Here is a 17,808-nt window from a genome sequence, read left to right as displayed (position 1 = left end):
TACCTCCTTATAGTCTATTTTCTAGTCGATAAACGAAGGCTAATACTTCGGCAACGGCTTCATACAATTCTTGAGGTATGGCGCTTCCTATATCGACTGTATAATAAAGTGCGCGTGCAAGAGGTTTGTTCTCAACTATTTGAACATTTGAAATAGCCGCAATTTCCTTAATTCTCTGAGCCATATTGTCGGTACCCTTGGCAACTACAACAGGGGCAATGCCCTTAACTCTATCATAATAAATGGCAACAGCGAAATGTGTTGGATTTGTTATAATAACGTCTGCCTCAGGTACAGTTTTCATCATACGGCTAATAGACATTTCACGCATTTTTTGTCTAATCTTACTTTTGACAGCAGGGTCACCTTCAGACTGCTTAAATTCTTCTTTAACATCATGTTTTGTCATTTTAATACTATCTTCAAACTTATATTTTTGCCATCTATAATCTCCATACGCAAGAACTAAAAAGGCAAGCCCGACGTTTGTTCCGATTTGTCGAATAACGTCCGCAACATAGATTGCAATGTTTTGTATAGTTAGGTCATAGAATCCTAAAAAAGACGGAATCTGTGAGATTATGGTGTTATAAAATACAGTTCCTAGAATAATTACCTTAAAAAGGTTTTTTAAAAGCTCAATTAATGAATCACGAATTCCAAAGATTTTTTTAAAACCATTCACAGGATTAAATTTATTGAGCTTAGGTTTTAGCGGCTCTAAAGTAACTTTAAATCCCACTTGCCAATAGCTAGCCAGAAAAGCTACCAAAAATAACACAATAAATAAGATACCATTGATTAAAATTATATTTATTAAAGAATCGCGAATAATATGCAGGAAATGCTGCTTATTAAATTCAACAACAATAGTTCTCATTTGAGCCATAATATTTTTGAAAACGTTAGAACATTGACTTACGTAATAAGGAGCTAAAATTCTCATAATTATAAAAAAAGCAAGTAAAATCAGTGCTGTATTAAGTTCGGCACTTTTTACAACCTGTCCTTTTTTACGAACATCTGAACGTTTTTTGCTTGTTGCTGTTTCTGTTCTACCTTCTTGTTCTGCTCTTGCAAAAAATTGCAAATTTAATTTATGATCCATTCGTCAGCCCCTCTAGCAAGTCGAAGTAAGTGTTTTTCATGTTGTCGATAATTATGTTTCCATATTCTGGTATATAATTTACTATAGTGATTAGTAAAAAAATCAAAATTAGCAATTTGAGAGGCAACCCTATAACAAACATGTTCATTTGAGGTACGGTACGAGCAAGGATACCAAGTCCTACATCAATAAGCAAAATAGTTCCGAGAATAGGAGTTGCAAGTTTAAATCCAAGCTCAAAAAATATAGCGACGGCATCTAAAATAGTTATGCTAATGGAAGGATTAAAAAATTGTGTTCCGAGTGGAATATATTCAAACGTTTTGATAAGGGCAGAAATAAAATAGTGGTATCCACCCGATAATACAAAAATAGTAGAAAAACCAAGAGTTAAAAATCTACCCAAAACTGGAATTTGAGCCCCCAAGGCAGGGTCATAAAACTGGCTCATAGATAAGCCTCCCTGATTAGACCAAAGCTGCCCCGTAAAGTTAAGAACTTGAAAGAAGATCAAAACTCCAAATCCTAACACCATTCCAACTAGCATTTCTTTAATAACCAAAATAGAGTAGCCAAGCCAAGTGTTTGCATAAGAAATTGTCCCCTGAGGTATCGTGAAAAACACTATCATAGTTAAGATGATAGCAAGCATAGCAACAACAGTTGCAGGAACTTTAGTCTCTAATATTATTGGAAATAAAGATAGTACAGCCACAATTCGAACAAATATTAATAACCAAACATCAGTATATGCGTATAAATCTAATATGTTCTCCATAATTCAACCTACACAATAAAATCTGAAAATTTTGAAATAATATCGGTAACAAATTGACTAAGCATAGTCAACATCCAAGGGCCAAAGAAAATAATCGCAGCAAAAACTGCTAGAATTTTTGGAATAAAAGCAAGCGTTTGCTCTTGGATTGACGTAACTGTTTGAAAAATACTAACTATTAGCCCCACGCTTAGGGCAACTAATAGTATAGGTGAAGCCACTTTTATTAGCAGCATTATAGTTTCTCGCATAACGTCTATTATTTGCCCTTCCATATATTCTCCTTTACAAATTAAATGTTTCTACCAATTCTCCAATAATTAGATGCCAGCCGTCAACGATGATAAATATTAATATTTTAAAAGGTAATGAAATCATAGCGGGAGGTAACATCATCATACCCATTGCCATGAGTACAGATGCGACAACCATGTCTATTATAATAAACGGTAAATACATTAGGAAGCCGATAACAAAACCAGCTCGTATTTCGCTTATAATAAACGCGGGAACGACTATGTGATACGGAAGCTGAGCAAGGATATTAGTCTCATCAACTATTGCAGGTTGATTAGATAAATCCATAAAAAGCTTTATGTCTTCRTCGCGTGTTTGCATTACCATGAACTCTTTTATAGGTGCYGCGGCTTGTTCTAAAAATTCCATTTGAGATATTTGACCTTCAGAATAGGGGACAATAGCCTCTGTGTTAATTGTAGAAACAACTGGACTCATAACAAAAAATGTTAAAAATAAAGCAAGTCCTATTACAACTTGATTTGGAGGCATTTGCTGAGTTCCCATAGCTGTTTTTAAAAAATAAAGTGTAATAATTATTCTAGTAAATGAAGTGCTTACTAACAAAAGAGTAGGGATTAGTCCCAAAAATGTTATAAAAAAAACTAATTGCAGACTAGTTCCGAACTCTGGAGACTGTGTTATTGAGTTTAATGCGTCAAGTGAAAATACCCTAGTTGGCACAAGTAAGAAGCATAAAAACAATACTAATTTACCCATCTTTTTTACACTCCTTTTGCCATTTTATCTTCGATTTATCAAAAACTTTACTAAATGCTAAATTGTCTTCGAAACTAAGGCCTTCTCTACCAAGCTGGCCCCCATAAGCCATACCTTCTTTGCCCCCACAAAATAAATGAAATTCATTTCCTACTCTTATAATATATACATATTGATTGAAATTAAGAGGTAATACCTCCATTAGTTGCATGTTTGAATTTTTGTGTGAAACTTTATGTTTGGTAAAATACAATACAACTAACAAAAGTACTACGAAGCTAACTAGTAGAAAAATGATTTCAGCATATTGCATTAGCCTAAAACTTTTTTTACAGCTTCCAAGATGCGATCGGCTTGAAATGGTTTGACAATAAAGTCTTTAGCGCCTGCTTGGATTGCTTCTATAACCATTGCTTGCTGACCCATTGCAGAACACATAATAACCTTTGCGCCTGCATCTGCTGCTTTAATAGCTTTAACGGCCTGAATACCATCCATCTCTGGCATGGTAATATCCATAAGAACGAGATCTGGTTTAAGTTCTTTGTATTTCGCTACTGCAATTTGCCCGTTTTCAGCTTCTCCTGCAACCTCATAACCATTCTTAGTTATAATATCTTTAATCATCATTCTCATAAACGCTGCGTCATCAACTATCAAAATTGTTTGTGCCATAAATTAATCTCCCTTTCTATTCTCTATCTCGTATTAGTTATATTCTATTTTCAGGTTTAATGATACTCTTAATTCTAACTCCAAAGTTTTCATCAATTACAACAACTTCTCCGCTGGCGATAAATTTACCATTAACTAAAATGTCAATAGGTTCGCCAACAAGTTTATCTAATTCTATAATGCTTCCTTCTGAAAAGTCTAGTATTTCTCTGATTTTTTTCTTAGTACGCCCCAGTTCAACTGATACTTCAAGCGCAACATCTAGCAATATATCAATATTTTCTGCCCCAGTTGGTACTACAATTTGATTAAAATTTTGAAATTGTGGTGTGGCTATCTGCATATCTGGCTGGAATACTACGCTGCTTGGAGGCATTCCGGGAAGATATTGCTGCTGCGGCGGATAGGGCATCTGCTGCGGCGGATACGGCATCTGCTGCGGCGGATACGGCATCTGCTGTGGCGGATACGGCATCTGCTGTGGCGGCGGATACGGTGGTTGCTGCTGTAAGTTTTGTTGTTGAGGTGCATTGTTAGTTTCTAGTTGAGGTTCCGGTGAAGAAACATCACCCATAGTTGACATAGAGTTCATAAGATTATCCACCAATTCCTTTGCAAAGCTCATAGGCAAAATTTGCATTAGTTCACTGTCTATAATATCATCTAGAATTTGCATTCTAAAAGATACTTTAACTACCATATTTTCACCGGAAATTAGTTGCTCAATTTTGTCTTTTGCAGACTCAAATTGAACGGCGTGTGGTGGTGAAATATCTATTTTTTTATCAAACATCTGAGACATAGATGTAGAAGATGAACCAATCATCTGATTCATTGCCTCTGATATTGCGCTTAAATGAAGCTCGTTTAATTCTTCGCCGTTATCTAACCCCACCCCACCCATCATCAAATCGGCTATAATTCTAACATCCGATTCCTTTAACATCAATAAGTTAGTCCCAGTTAGCCCTACTGTATAATCTACAGAAACAGTAACGATATCTGGCGCCACAGAATCTATTAGTTCCTGAGCTGTTAATAATTCAACATGAGGCGTCGTGATCATAACTTTATGATTTAAAAGGGCAAATAATGTGGTGGCAGCAGTACCCATATTTATATTGCCGATTTCGCCTAAAGCATCGATTTCATCTGGAGTAAGTGCGTGCCCAGATGATGATCTTCCCCCATCGCCTGTTGGCTCTTCTACTACACCGCCAAGTAATGCGTTTATTTCTTCTTGGGAAAGTATTCCGTCAGCCATTAATCATCCTCCTTATCTAGTATTTGCTTAATTTGTACAGCTGATTTATTTTTGTGTATACCAGGCACCGCTTTAAATTTTACCACGTTTCCTACATATACGTCTATAAGAGAATCTATCGTTGTATCCAACCTAATGATATCTCCTATTTGAAGTTCAATAAATTCTTTAACAGTAATATGGGTTTGCCCTACTACTGCTTTCATTGGAATATTTGCACGTTTTAATAAATACTCAACATTAGTATTGCGCTCGGCTTTTTTATCGTCAGAACTTTGAAATTGGTACGAGGTATTAAGTTTATCCATAATAGGTTCAACAGTTAGATATGGAATACATAGATTCATAAGACCGTCTACAGCACCAAATTGTATGCTAAAAGTAATAAGAGCAACCATTTCTGTTGGGGCAATCATATTAAGAATTTGCGAATTGGTTTCTACACGACTCATGCGGGGTTTTAGGGCTACCATATTTTCCCATGGTTCTCGCATATAGTCAACAAAATGTTCAAGAACTCTAATCAAAATTACCAGCTCTATACTAGTAAATTCCCTCACATGCTCAAGCTCTGTGCCTTCGCCGCCCAAAAGTCTTTCTAGGAAGGCAAAAGCAACGTTGGTTGAAAGCTCCAAAAGCATGTTATTTTTTAGAGGGTAGGGATCAACTATAGCAAGTGCAATCGGATTTGACAATGAGCTAGTGAAATCCGAAAATGTTATTGCTTCAGAACTTACCACCTTAATAGGAACCAATGTTCTCATAAGACCGGATAAATATTGACTGATTAATCTAGCATAGTTTTCACCCATAAGTTCAAGAGTTCTAAGATGTTCTCTAGAAAATTTGGTAGGACGAGCAAAATTATATTCCTTAACAATTCTTTCCTTGTCCTTTTCCTTCATTTCTTCAACGTCTAATTCACCAGTATCAAGCGCCGCAAAGAGGGCGTCTATTTCTTCTTGTGAAAGTAGCTCACTCAAATTACCACCTCCTTTTTAAATAAATACTACTTTCTAATATTATAACACAATTTAAAATTTTAGTACAAGTAAATTATTGAACTAAAAATTCTTGCCAAATGACTCCAAAAATTACATCGGTATCAAACAACTKATTTATAGTATCTTTAATATCGATTGCAACTCGAGAGTGTGCACCAGGTGCGAGTAACATTTCATAGGTGTAGGTGCTGGCTAATGTGAGAATGGCATCTCTAATTCTAATTTCCATCAAAGGAAAAGTGGTAGCATTCAAAATGTCGATGCCATCGCTTTCTGCGTTTAATTCAAATGCAGGGTGAATTCTTAATACATGAACATCGCCGCTTTCGTCCAAAACATTAGCCATAAGAGTAGCAGTTAATGCCACTGTAACTATTTCTTCTGGACGTCTATTTGGATCAACTGGCGCAGGTGGTTCTTGGTTCATAAAAAAGAAAACAGCCGCTACTGCCCCCAAAATGGTAAGTAGTAATACTACTCCCACTACACTGATAATAATGATAACTTTTTTATCCATAGATAATATCTCTCCCCCTAAAAATATAATTTAATCTATAGCATCTTTTGCTATTTTTATTTCTACACGACGATTTTGAGCACGCCCCTCAGGAGTGTCATTAGTCGCGATAGGATAAAACTCACCAAATCCCTCCGCTGAAATTCGCATTGGACTTATTCCTATGTCATTAATTAAATATTTGGCAACAGAAATGGCACGAGATGCAGAAAGTTCCCAGTTGCTAGGAAAAATTAGAGAATTGATTGGAAGGTTATCTGTGTGCCCTTCTGCTCTGGCGATGTAATCATCTTCTAAATATTGTTTAATTTCATTGCCGATTTTTCCAAGAACTTCCAATCCGTCTGGTTTGATAACTGCAAGACCAGAGTCAAAAAGCATAAAATCTTCAAACGTAAGTACAACTTCTTCACCATCTTGTTCCACAGTAACTTTATTGTCAAGGCCTTCAGATTTTAGAAATTTATCTAATTCTTCTTTAATATTTTCCATTTCAATAGTAATCTGCTTTATATTTTCGGCAGCTTTTCTATCTTCTTCTTCGGGTACATTTTCAACTCCTCCACCAAGCATCCCGTTGCTATTGAGCAAAACTTCTCCTCCGTCAATAATCCCGGTAGAGCCAGAGTATGAGTTTATAAATGCAGTAAATTTGGCAATATCAAGACTAGACATACTAAATAGTAATACGAAAAAGCATAGCAACAAAGTCATTAAGTCACTAAATGTGGCCATCCACGCGGGTGCTCCAGCTGGAGCTTCTTCTTCTTTCTTCTTCTTTGCCACTTAGCTCACCCCCTCTTACGCTGCGTCTTCTTCAGAACCACGTAAAGATGGCGCTAAGAATGACTTTAATTTTTCTTCGATTACTCGAGGATTTTCTCCGGCCTGAATAGAAAGAAGTCCTTCTATCATCATTTGTCGTGCAACAACTTCGACAGCAGTTTTGCCCTTAAGTTTTTTTACAGAAGGACCCGCAACGAAATTGGCTATAACCGAACCGTATAACGTTGTTATTAAGGCAACGGCCATTGAAGGACCCAGTGTGGACGGGTCACTTAGTTGCGCAAGCATGTTTACCAAACCAATAAGCGTACCGATCATTCCCCAAGCAGGTCCAAGTTCGGCGATGTGTTCCCAAAACCCTTGCTTATCTTTATGACGATCTTCCATAAATGCAAGTTCTGTTTCTAAAATATCTCTTATAAGTTCTGGGTCGGTTCCGTCAACCATAAGCATAATCCCTTTTTGCATAAAAGGGTCTTCCATATCGCGAGCTTTTTCTTCTAAAACCAACAAGCCCTCACGTCGTGCAGCTTGCGCAAGTTCATTAATTTGGGAAATTAAATTCTCGGGTTTAACAGTAATTTCCTTAAAAATAAGTTTAAAAGCAGAAAATCCCGGTCCAAGTTTGTTCATAGGATTGGCAAGCAATAGTGCTGCAACAAGTCCACCAAAAACGATTTGTATTGATGGAATATCTATAAAGTCTGCAATTTTATCAAAACCAATAGCAAGGACCATAAAAAATATTCCGAGAAATAACCCTAACGGTGCTCCTTTATCCATTTTCTTTCACCTCATTCGCTAAATCTTTTTTTTATATAAGACTAATCCCTATCTATAATGTATTGGGATTGTCAAATCTCTCTAATAAAAACCAAGATCTTTTATAAGTTATAATCTGATCTATTAAATTTTCAATACTTTCTATTACCACAAATTTTTTTCCATCTCGAATTGTGATAACGGTATCTGGAGTTTCCTCCATAGTTTCAATTAATTCTGCGTTAATAATAAACTTTTTTCCATTTAATCTAGTAACTGTTACCATACATTATTACCTCTTAAGGTTGATGAGTTCCTGTAGCATCTCATCGGAAGTGGTAATAGTTTTGGAACTTGCTTGGTATCCCCTTTGTGTGGTAATCATCTCTGTAAATTCCTTAGATAAGTCAACATTACTCATCTCTAAAGTACCTGTGGCAAATGAACCAGCGGCGCCCACACCATCAAAATCTCCTGAGTTTGCAGTAGACTTAAACACATTATCTGCTACTTTCTCAAGACCAGCCAGGTTGTCGAAATACGTTACCGCAACTTGGCCTAAAAGCTTTATATCGCCATTGCTATAATACGCTGTGATCTTTCCGTCTGTACCTACATCAAATCCTTGCATTTCGCCCGCAGCTTTTCCGGCCCCATTAAAGTCTAGTGTTCCCATATTAGGGTCTAAGTTGGTTATTGAATCATATTGGGTAAGAAGGCTAAGGTTTACTTCTATAGTTCCTCCGCCAGTTCCTTGGGTACCAACATCTGCTATAATAGGTGCTAGAGTTGCAATAGATGGGTCGTCTGGGTCGCGTACATATGCGTTTCTAAGATTGATCGCCGTGAATTGCATTTCCTCGGTACCGTCTAAGACAATTTCTCCATCGACGTCAAATTTGATAACAGCTGGATTTGGAGTTGGCACTGGTGGTGTTATTAAATATTGATTTCCATCCGTATCTGTTATGGTAGTAAAAGGATTTGGCGGTGTGGTAAGCGTATCAGCAGGAATACCAATTGTCCAAACTGTTTGTCCTTGAGCTGCGTCTAAAGTTGTCGCAGTAAATGTTATAGGCATACTATATTGAGTGCCCAGCGTATCATAAAATTTGATTGCAGAATAAATGGGACTTGCTGTTGTTCCATCCGCATTTATGGAGTCATCAACATTTAAATTTCCTGTAATGTTAACATCTGTAGTAGTCTGAGGATCTGCCGAGTTGTTTTCAGGAGTATTGAGCTTTAAATCTCCAACAGTACCACGCATAATTTCTGTGCCAATTTCATTTGCAGGCCAACCCTGAACTCTCATACCATTTGGAATAACCAGTGTTCCCCTTTCATCTACGCGAAATGCGCCAGATCGAGTATAGTAAGTTCCTGTTGCATCTGAAACTATAAACATAGCGTCGTCTTCGATCATAAGGTCGAATGGATTATCTGTTCTTTGCGCAGAACCAGGTGTCATCAGCATGTCTATACTCGAAACAGATGTTCCAAGACCAATTTGCATAGCATTCATACCGCCCAATCCAGTCATTTCATTTGCTGTAGTAGCAGATTGAGTGGTTTGATAATACACATCCGCAAAGGTAACTCTTTGTGATTTAAATCCAATAGTATTTACGTTGGCAATATTGTTACCAATAACATCCATTTTAAGTTGGTGACTCTGAAGTCCAGAAACTCCAGAAAAAAGTGAACGCATCATAACTAATTTCCTCCTCGTCTTTGTATAGCAAACCAATATTGCTTTTGCTATTCTAGTAATGTTTAGATTATTCTATGTCTCTGTAATTGCCCGCCACTACTTAATCGAAGTGATTTGATTGAAGTTTACAAACTGATTATTTACATAAACATACGTATTATCTTTCAAAGTTGAAACATATTCAGCTTTTCCAGAAACTTCGATTGGGTTACCGTTATAATCGTTTGTTGTCGCAGTGACAGTGCGCCCCGTGATGGACGGATTTTCAACAACATTTTTTACTTTCTCAAAGTCAATTTCAAGTTCATAAGTGCCTGTACCAATAACCACAAATGGCTTGCCATCTTTGAGTTTGATTTCCAATACTTCACCTTCTATTAACGATGGTTCTACAATTCCGTCGTCATTCATATGCTCTGATTGCGCTTGAACAGTCTTGCCAAGAGTTTCAAATGCAGTAATTTGAGGTTTTACGTTTTCTGTGTTTAAAACCTGTATAATATCTGCTAATTTAACTTCGTTTTCTCCAATACCAAGAAGAGCATCGTCACCTTGCGTTTTTACATACTCAACTTTGCCAGAGCTATATTCAGTTTTGCCTGTTTCCAAGTTTTTATAAGAATACTCTACAAAGTTGCCAACCATACTAAGAGCTGTTTGTTTATTTGTAGCCAAAGCAACATTCATCATTTGCTCCAAAGCAGTAAATTGCGCCATTTGCGCCATCATTTCGCTATTATCCATAGGCGAGAGCGGATCTTGGTATTGCAGCTGTGTGATAAGCAGGCTCATAAATGCATCTTTGCCTAAATCTTGATCGGGCTCTCTAGTTTCTGGTTTATTTTGAATTATTTCATTATCTGGAGCAATGTAACTTAAATTATTGACTTCACTCATTATATGCCTCCTGTAACGCAAAAGTTGTCGATTCTACACCTGAATATTTACATTTTGATTATGTCTAATTTGAGTTGGTTCAAGTTGAACTTCATCAGACGCTAATCCCAAATCTTCCTCATCCTCCTCATCATCATCGAAATGCATGCTGAGTAACTCTTGAATACGCCTTTGTGACTTACTCTTTCCTTGCTCCATTTGAGAATGAAAACCTTGATCCCGAACATCAACGCTGAATTCGCTAATAGTAACTCCTTTTTGCTCGAGTGTTTCTTTTAGACTATCAAGTTGATCAAGAACCATCTCTCTGACTTTTTCACTTTCAACCTTAATGTCAGCTTTGAGAATTCCGCTGTTTTCGGTAACAGTAAGAGAGAGTCGTCCAAGGTCACGTGGATCTAAGTCGACCGTAATTTGCGTGCCATCAGTCAGTGTTAGTACCTGAATTTTATCCACGATTTGCGTCGCGATAGGAGTTTGCAGACGCGGCGTTGGCGGAGCATTATTCAAATTGTGTAGATTGGTGGCTTGCGGAGTACTACGTAATTTGGATGCCATAGCCTCAATATTAATATTCATATTCATTAGGTTATTGTGATTAGAACCTTGTTGATTATTATTTGCTGTAGTTTCTGCTGCTGCGCCAACGGCTGTTGCTGTGAGCGTATTTTGAGCAGCAGTAGGAGCAATGGTTGCAGTAGTGTGATTAGTAGTAGAAGTTTGGTTTGTTGTTGCAGTAGTGGCACCYTGCTGAGTAATATTTTGCTCTAACTTGGCTTCCTGRCGAGGAGCCTGAGAAGCGACTTCTTTAGTTACATCAGCGATTGCYTTTTGAGTTATGCTTTTTTCTCCGTTTGCTGTGGCATTTTCTTGAACYGGAGTTTGGTCGACCATCTGCTTATTATTTTTAAAATCTCGCAGAGGAGCCAAATCGTCAGCAGTAGTTAGAACGTCTTCGGTAACAAGCTCATCGGTTTGATTTATGATATGTGAAGCTTGTGTATCGTCTCGCACACGGATATCTTTATGATTAAACATATCTCTAAGTTTTACTATGCCGTCCATTAAATCTTTGTTTGTCATTATGTCACTGAGAGTATGAACTTCGCTGATTAAATCTTCTAAAAGTTCGGGATTGTTGACCATATCTTCGAGAGTGATGTTCAATTTATCCATAACAGCTGTCAGTTGCTCTGGAGTGATTTGCAAGCTTTGAGCGATCATAGCAAACACCTCAATCTCCGTAACTTCAACCTCTTCCTTAGTTTCGGCAACTTCTTCTGTTTCGGTCACATTGCCAGTGTTCTGTGACTCATCTGTTTTCTCAGTGTTATCTGCCTTTTCAGATTTTTGATTGTCTTGCGATTTGTCTGTTTGATTAGCAGAATCAGATTTATCTGCCTTATCTGGTTTATCAACTTTTTCTGGAGCGGTTTCATCTTTATCGTTCTTTTTGACGACGTCTTTTTTATCAACTTGTTTATCGTCTTTTTTCTTATTGTATTTGTCGTAAGAGCTTTCGGTCTGCTTATTGGCAGGGTTTTCGACTTTTACACTTGCTAGTGCGTCTTTAAAGTCTAATGTACTTGCAGTTACGATAGACTGTGCTTGTTTTGTGGTAAATGCTCGATATGCAACCTCTGAAATACTAAAGTTTAACATAACTTTCTCCCCTTTTTACATGTGTCGTTAAGGCGATGTAAGCCTTATTGCCTGTGCTGCGTTCTCTGCGCTCATTTCATCTAATATACTAGCTTGTGCCGCACTAGTCATATTTGCAAAGATGTTTCTAATTAAATCCGCGTCAGTTGCAAGTAAAAGTGTAATTGCTTCTGCGGCAGTAGCTGAATCCATCTCTGTAATTGTGTTTGCTTGTGCTTTTTGTGCTGCACTTAATTCTACTCCACTGATTAACTGTGCATAAATTTCTTGAGCAATATCTGGTTCCATTTTTTCGTATTGCTCTGTAAAAAGTGCTGGATTAGCCTCTGCTAATTGAAAATTAAAAGCGTCTTTTTCTTCTATAAAAGTATTATATTCATCCTCAAATATTTGAAGACGTTCAATTTGACCTTGCAAATCTGTAATCTGAATATTTTTGTCTGCAAGTTGTTCTTCGTTTGCAAGAACAGTTGCTTTTAGTTGCTCAATTTCAGCAATAAGCTGATTAGTCGACCACCCTTCGTATAAGTCTCCGTCTGGATCTATAAAAAATACTTGGTTTAAATATGGAACATCTTTTAGCTTAGGCGCTAAATAAGCATTGATTGGATCCCAATAGATATAAAAAACAGCGCATAAGATAATAATTGTAAGCAGACGAAAAAATCGAGAAGCTTTTCCTTTTTTCTTTTTTGGATTCTTGGTATTGTTTTTATTATCTTTATTGTCTTTAGATGGAGAAATTTGTGTCGTCACAACGTCACTGGCCACTGTCATCTTCACCCCTTTCTTGCTGAATATACCTATATCCTACTATTTCATCTGTCAATTTTTGTTCCTCAAGCAGCAACTCTTTTTTTAACTCTTCGAGCTGCATCTCCTTAAGATTTTCTAAAATTTTTCGTTCTTTCATAGCGTCTACCAAAGCGAGGCGYTTGACCTCAATTTCAGCATCTGCTTTGACGATTTCAGCTGCTATCTGCTGCATTTGTGTATCTAGTACTCCAATATACCTAGTGTTTAACATCAGTTCTTGTGGAGTAATAGCTCCCCGCAAAGAGTCTTTGATTATTTTGTTTAATTCGTTTTTTGCATCTTCAAGTGATTGTTTTCGTTCAAGTATTCGATTCTTTTTTGCATAGGCATCAGCCAATTCTTTTTGTTTTACTTGTTCGATATTTTCTTTTAATGATAAGATGGACTCTAACCTAAACCTCATTGAACAATGTTCCTCATAATTTCTAAAGTTTGTTCAAGAGGAATATTTTCATCAACTTTTTGAGTGAGAAAGGCATTGATGGCACCCATTTTATCTATCGCCGCATCAATTTCAGGATTAGAACCACGGTTATAGGCACCAACGTTAATCAAATCTTCTACATCGGCATAGACCGCCATATGTCTCTTGATAATGGTAGCCAGCTCGCGATGCTCAGCAGAAATAACATCACCCATAACCCTCGAGATACTTGCAAGTACATCGATGGCTGGATAATGAGCTCTGTGTGCAATCTTGCGGCTAAGCATTATATGTCCGTCTAATATACCTCGAGCGGTATCCGTAACGGGYTCGTTAAAATCGTCTCCATCTACCAATACAGTGTATAAACCAGTGATTCCGCCAATCTCGTTGTTGCCAGTTCTTTCCAATAACTTAGGCATAACYCCAAAAACAGAAGGAGTATATCCRCGAGAAACAGGAGGTTCGCCAATCGAAAGGCCAATTTCACGCTGTGCCATAGAAAATCGAGTAAGTGAATCCATTAAAAACAATACTTGCTTTCCTTGATCTCTAAAATATTCGGCTATGGCAGTTGCGGTCTTSGCGGCCTTTAATCTAATCAGTGCGGGCTGATCGGATGTCGCAACAACAACAATAGACCGTGCAAGACCAGCCTCCTTTAAATCTTTTTCTAAAAATTCTCGAACCTCACGTCCTCGTTCTCCAATTAAAGCAATAACATTGATATCCGAAATAGCGTTACGAGCAATCATCCCCATAAGAGTACTTTTGCCCACGCCGCTACCTGCAAAGATTCCCATACGCTGCCCACTGCCAATGCTAAGCATTCCATCGATGGCTTTAATTCCTAACACCATCTGAGAAGCAATGCGCTTGCGCTTTAGAGGATCTGGCGCATCCTGCTCGATCGGTACCGAAAATTTACAACGATTAGGCGTGCCGTCTAAAGGGTTGGCTCGCCAATCTACAACTTTACCAAGTAAACTTTCGTCGACTTTAATAGTAATTTTTTGGCCATTAGAAATTACAGGACAGCCAGGACCAATGCCAGAGTTATTTCCTAAGGGCATTAGCAAAATATTTTTCTCGCGAAAGCCAACAACTTCTGCAAGCAGCGTGTTACCAGTTTTTGGTACAATCTCGCAAATATCTCCGATATTAGACATAGGTCCAATCGACTCAATTGCGCTTCCCACAACCTTGCTTACTTTGCCTTTATAAATAACTCGGGATTTCTCTAAAATATTATAATACTTATCAAGTGAAATCATGGCTCACCTCACTCAAAAGTCGAAGATCTTTTTTTAGCTCCTCCAAAGAATCAAGAGGATCGTATATGATTTGACCGCGATCTGTAGAAATTTCTATGGTATAATCACTCAACCGAGCATTTCTAACTACTTGCGCGCCTTTGTTAATAGATTCAATTTCTACAATTTCATCTTCGGTCAATCTATCATAAACTGCCTTAGAAAGTCCAATTTCTATATTGGGGTCAATATCTTCGCCGAAAAGCAACTTATGCACTAAAAAAGCAATCCATTTATTAGAATGAGCAAYCTCGTTAGAAACAATGGAGCCTAATAATGATATAAGCAAATCGATAACAGATCCCTCTATACTATCAAGAATTTGTTTTTTTTCGGTTAAAGCTTCAGCTTGGATGTCGTCTGAATTTTGATATGCTTCAAATAATATATCAGCACCCTGTAGCTCTAATTCATCTTCTCTGCGTTTAAGTTGTTTTTCAAACTCGATTTTTTCCTCCTCTATTTGTTTATCGGTCGATTCGTGCATTTGTTGCACTTCCAATTTTGCTGCAGAAATTATGGAATCTGCCTGTTCTTTAGCGTTTTCGAGGAGAAGGCGAGTTTCAGCTTCTAATTTAGTAATACTTTCCATGGTAACAATTGGAGAAGAGTCTTGCAGAAACTGAGTACCAATTTCAACAACGTTTTCTGTTTTCCATTTTCCTTTAATAATATTAGACAATCATCTCATCTCCTGATCCACGAGCAATAACAATTTCTCCTTGTTCTTCTAGTTTACGAATAATACCCACAATGTTTTGCTGTGACTCTTCTATTTCTTTAACACGCTTAGGTCCCATAAACTCGATGTCCTCTTGAATCATGGCAGCAAGACGAGTGGAAACGTTTTTGAATATAATCGATTTAACGGCTTCGTTAGCACCTTTAAGCGATATTGCAAGTTCATGATTATCAATTTCACGCATAAGACGTTGAATGTCTCTGTCGCCAAGAGTAACAATATCTTCGAATACAAACATTTTCTTTTTGATTTCTTCGGCAAGTTCTGGTTGCTCTATTTCGAGAGATTCCATAATATTCTTTTCGGTGGCTCTATCCACTTGGTTAATAATCTGAACGATAGCGTCAAGACCACCAACGTTGGTGTATTCTTCGGTAACAAGAGCCGACAAACGTTTTTCGAATTGYCTTTCAATCTCATTTACAACATCTGGAGAWGCCCTATCCATAAGGGCAATTCTCTTTGCAGTATCCACTTGTATTTCGATTGGTAAAGCACTCAAAATAGTTGACGCCTGAGTTGGCTTTAAATAGGATAATATTAGAGCAATGGTTTGTGGATGCTCGTGTTGAATAAAGTTGATAAGCTGGCTAGCGTCTGCTTTGCGAGCAAATTCAAAAGGTCTAACTTGCAAGTTCATTGTAAGTTTATTTATAACTTCGTTTGCTTTGTCGAAACCGAGAGCCTTTTCGAGAAGTTGCTTAGCATAACTGATACCACCCTCTGCGATATAATCTTGAGCCAAACAGATTTCATAAAATTCATTTAAAACGTCCTTTTTCATTTGAGAAGATACAGTTTTAATGCTAGCAATTTCAAGGGTTAGATCTTCGATTTCGTCGTCCTTGAGATATTTGAAAATTTTGGCAGATTTTTCGGGTCCAATAGAAATCAAGAACATAGCAGCTTTTTGTTTTGAGGAAATGCTCTCACCTTTTCGCATTAGATCAATCCCCCCAATCTTCTTCTAGCCAATTGCGGAGTAGTCCCGCAACAGCTTCAGGTTTTTCATCAATAAATTTGTCGATTTTTGCTTTTGTTTCAATAACTTCTTTTAGTTCAATATCTTGCAATGAATCCTCCTCCTCTTCTTCAGGTCCAGCAACAGGTAATAAATCTTCAAACTCAAATTCATCTTCGGTAACAACTTCTTCGACAGGTTTTCTAAATCTAATCATAACTACTACAATAACAGCTCCTAACGCAAGCAATAAAATATAAGGAATAACATCTTCGGTTTGTAGAGTAAATGGCTCTTTATCAATAAATACAGGTTTTTCATAAGCAATAACGGCGACGTTTTCTAAACCAGCACCCATTTTTATTGCATCAATGGTGGCTTGTTCAACGACTAAAATATTAGTTACGTCATTTGCTAATTTAAATTCTGCCCAAGTTTGATCATCTGGAAGAGTATCCTCTAATAGAGCTTCGTCGTATACGTTATATTTTGTTAAATTGATAGCAACAGAAGAATTGTTGTAGTCGATAGTTCCAATATTTTTTATTTCATTAGATAGTGTTTTATTGTGTTTATATATAATGTCGGAAGTGCCGCCTTCATAATTGCCAGAAAGTTCATTTCCAGCGACATATTCGGGTACATCTTCTACATTAGGGTCAAGCCCCGGAGCAAAGCCATCTTGAATATTGGTCGCTTCATAATTTCTGCGACTTTCTTGATCTACAAGTCCAGTTTGTGAATCTGTAATTGGAGTTGTATATTCTTCTTTGGTTTGTTCAAAATAATCAAAATCTAAAATTAAATTAGGACTAATGGCAACTTCATCATAGATTGGACTAAGTAAAGTTGTAAGCTTATTTACTATATCTTTTTCAGCACTACTTTTTAAGCTCTGCTGGTCAGATGCAGTCATTTCACCAAACTCGTCTCCAGAAAACAATACATTGCTATCAGAATCCAAGATGGTAATATTTTCAAGCTTCAAATTATCAACTGCGTTTGAAAGCAACCTAGCTATTCCCTCAATTTGATTATCACTAATTTGTCTATGGAGAGTAAGTACAACACTTGCTGAACTTTCCATTTGGGATGCAATAAAGGAATTTTTCTCTTCTGGTACATTAAGCTGTACAGTTGCTTCGGCTATTCCCTCCATACCCATCAATATGTTCTCAAGGTCTACTTGCTTTAAATAAATAAGCTTAGTTCTTTTTTCAGCTTCCGTGGTTGACATGGAATTTGTAATTGCATCATAAAAAGTGTAGTCTCCTCGAGGAACATTTTCACGAGTAAGAATTATTTTAGCGGTGTTTAAATCTTCTTCATTAACTTGTATGGTTCTTCCGTCAATTAATTCGTAAGTAA

At 37.2% G+C, this 17,808-nt stretch carries 20 protein-coding genes; all 20 read right to left on the bottom strand.

All coding sequences use genetic code 11. From position 1 onward, the window contains the following. Positions 1–7: 7 nt before the first annotated feature. Positions 8–1,108, bottom strand: a complete 1,101-nt coding sequence (gene flhB / locus EPU_RS06130) for a flagellar biosynthesis protein FlhB (RefSeq protein ID WP_010167683.1) — start codon at positions 1,106–1,108, stop codon at positions 8–10. Further along, complete coding sequence (fliR, locus tag EPU_RS06125; protein ID WP_010167681.1) at positions 1,098–1,886, bottom strand: flagellar biosynthetic protein FliR; 789 nt, start codon at positions 1,884–1,886, stop codon at positions 1,098–1,100. The genes flhB and fliR overlap by 11 nt, the downstream gene beginning before the upstream one ends. A gap of 8 nt (positions 1,887–1,894) precedes the next feature. Beyond that, on the bottom strand, positions 1,895–2,161 hold the full coding sequence (gene fliQ, locus EPU_RS06120; RefSeq protein ID WP_010167679.1) for a flagellar biosynthesis protein FliQ: 267 nt from the start codon (positions 2,159–2,161) through the stop codon (positions 1,895–1,897). 10 nt (positions 2,162–2,171) lie between these two features. Continuing rightward, positions 2,172–2,903, bottom strand: coding sequence for a flagellar type III secretion system pore protein FliP (fliP, locus tag EPU_RS06115; RefSeq protein WP_029488124.1), 732 nt, complete (start codon positions 2,901–2,903; stop codon positions 2,172–2,174). Between the two features lie 312 nt (positions 2,904–3,215). Then, complete coding sequence (locus EPU_RS06105) at positions 3,216–3,578, bottom strand: response regulator (protein ID WP_010167672.1); 363 nt, start codon at positions 3,576–3,578, stop codon at positions 3,216–3,218. A gap of 37 nt (positions 3,579–3,615) precedes the next feature. Further along, entirely contained in the window at positions 3,616–4,842 is a 1,227-nt protein-coding gene (fliY, locus tag EPU_RS06100; protein ID WP_010167671.1) for a flagellar motor switch phosphatase FliY, read from the bottom strand. Beyond that, on the bottom strand, positions 4,842–5,825 hold the full coding sequence (gene fliM, locus EPU_RS06095) for a flagellar motor switch protein FliM (RefSeq protein ID WP_010167669.1): 984 nt from the start codon (positions 5,823–5,825) through the stop codon (positions 4,842–4,844). Before fliM ends, fliY begins: the two co-directional genes overlap by 1 nt. A 73-nt stretch (positions 5,826–5,898) precedes the next feature. Beyond that, positions 5,899–6,363, bottom strand: a complete 465-nt coding sequence (locus EPU_RS06090) for a flagellar basal body-associated FliL family protein (protein ID WP_010167667.1) — start codon at positions 6,361–6,363, stop codon at positions 5,899–5,901. Positions 6,364–6,393: 30 nt separating this feature from the next. Continuing rightward, positions 6,394–7,149, bottom strand: coding sequence for an OmpA/MotB family protein (locus EPU_RS06085; RefSeq protein WP_010167665.1), 756 nt, complete (start codon positions 7,147–7,149; stop codon positions 6,394–6,396). 15 nt (positions 7,150–7,164) lie between these two features. Next, positions 7,165–7,932, bottom strand: coding sequence for a motility protein A (locus tag EPU_RS06080; RefSeq protein WP_010167663.1), 768 nt, complete (start codon positions 7,930–7,932; stop codon positions 7,165–7,167). 52 nt (positions 7,933–7,984) lie between these two features. Beyond that, positions 7,985–8,197: a flagellar FlbD family protein gene (locus tag EPU_RS06075; protein ID WP_010167661.1), complete on the bottom strand. Its 213-nt coding sequence runs from the start codon at positions 8,195–8,197 to the stop codon at positions 7,985–7,987. A gap of 6 nt (positions 8,198–8,203) precedes the next feature. Beyond that, the gene (locus EPU_RS06070; RefSeq protein ID WP_010167659.1) at positions 8,204–9,625 is read right to left on the bottom strand and encodes a flagellar hook protein FlgE; all 1,422 of its coding nucleotides are present in this window, start codon (positions 9,623–9,625) and stop codon (positions 8,204–8,206) included. Between the two features lie 96 nt (positions 9,626–9,721). Beyond that, the gene (locus EPU_RS06065; RefSeq protein ID WP_010167657.1) at positions 9,722–10,522 is read right to left on the bottom strand and encodes a flagellar hook capping FlgD N-terminal domain-containing protein; all 801 of its coding nucleotides are present in this window, start codon (positions 10,520–10,522) and stop codon (positions 9,722–9,724) included. Positions 10,523–10,555: 33 nt separating this feature from the next. Beyond that, on the bottom strand, positions 10,556–12,184 hold the full coding sequence (locus EPU_RS06060; RefSeq protein WP_029488123.1) for a flagellar hook-length control protein FliK: 1,629 nt from the start codon (positions 12,182–12,184) through the stop codon (positions 10,556–10,558). A 27-nt stretch (positions 12,185–12,211) separates the two neighbouring features. Beyond that, entirely contained in the window at positions 12,212–12,961 is a 750-nt protein-coding gene (locus EPU_RS06055; RefSeq protein ID WP_010167654.1) for a MotE family protein, read from the bottom strand. Then, positions 12,945–13,403 carry a flagellar export protein FliJ gene (gene fliJ / locus EPU_RS06050; RefSeq protein WP_029488122.1) on the bottom strand — a complete coding sequence of 153 codons (459 nt, stop codon included), beginning with the start codon at positions 13,401–13,403 and terminating at the stop codon, positions 12,945–12,947. Before fliJ ends, EPU_RS06055 begins: the two co-directional genes overlap by 17 nt. Continuing rightward, a complete protein-coding gene (gene fliI / locus EPU_RS06045; RefSeq protein WP_029488121.1) occupies positions 13,400–14,698 on the bottom strand; it encodes a flagellar protein export ATPase FliI in 1,299 nt (432 codons plus the stop codon). Before fliI ends, fliJ begins: the two co-directional genes overlap by 4 nt. Beyond that, entirely contained in the window at positions 14,685–15,419 is a 735-nt protein-coding gene (locus tag EPU_RS06040; RefSeq protein WP_010167543.1) for a hypothetical protein, read from the bottom strand. Before EPU_RS06040 ends, fliI begins: the two co-directional genes overlap by 14 nt. Beyond that, a complete protein-coding gene (fliG, locus tag EPU_RS06035; RefSeq protein WP_010167541.1) occupies positions 15,412–16,422 on the bottom strand; it encodes a flagellar motor switch protein FliG in 1,011 nt (336 codons plus the stop codon). The genes EPU_RS06040 and fliG overlap by 8 nt, the downstream gene beginning before the upstream one ends. Before the next feature lie 4 nt (positions 16,423–16,426). After that, positions 16,427–17,808: flagellar M-ring protein FliF C-terminal domain-containing protein (locus EPU_RS06030; protein WP_010167646.1), on the bottom strand; the 1,382-nt coding region annotated here is incomplete at its 5' end.

The sequence above is a fragment of the Candidatus Epulonipiscium viviparus genome (assembly GCF_000171335.1).
Lineage (GTDB): Bacteria > Bacillota > Clostridia > Lachnospirales > Cellulosilyticaceae > Epulonipiscioides > Epulonipiscioides viviparus.
The sequence above is the reverse complement of the archived record's forward strand: the minus strand, read 5'-3'. Positions and strand labels throughout refer to the sequence as shown.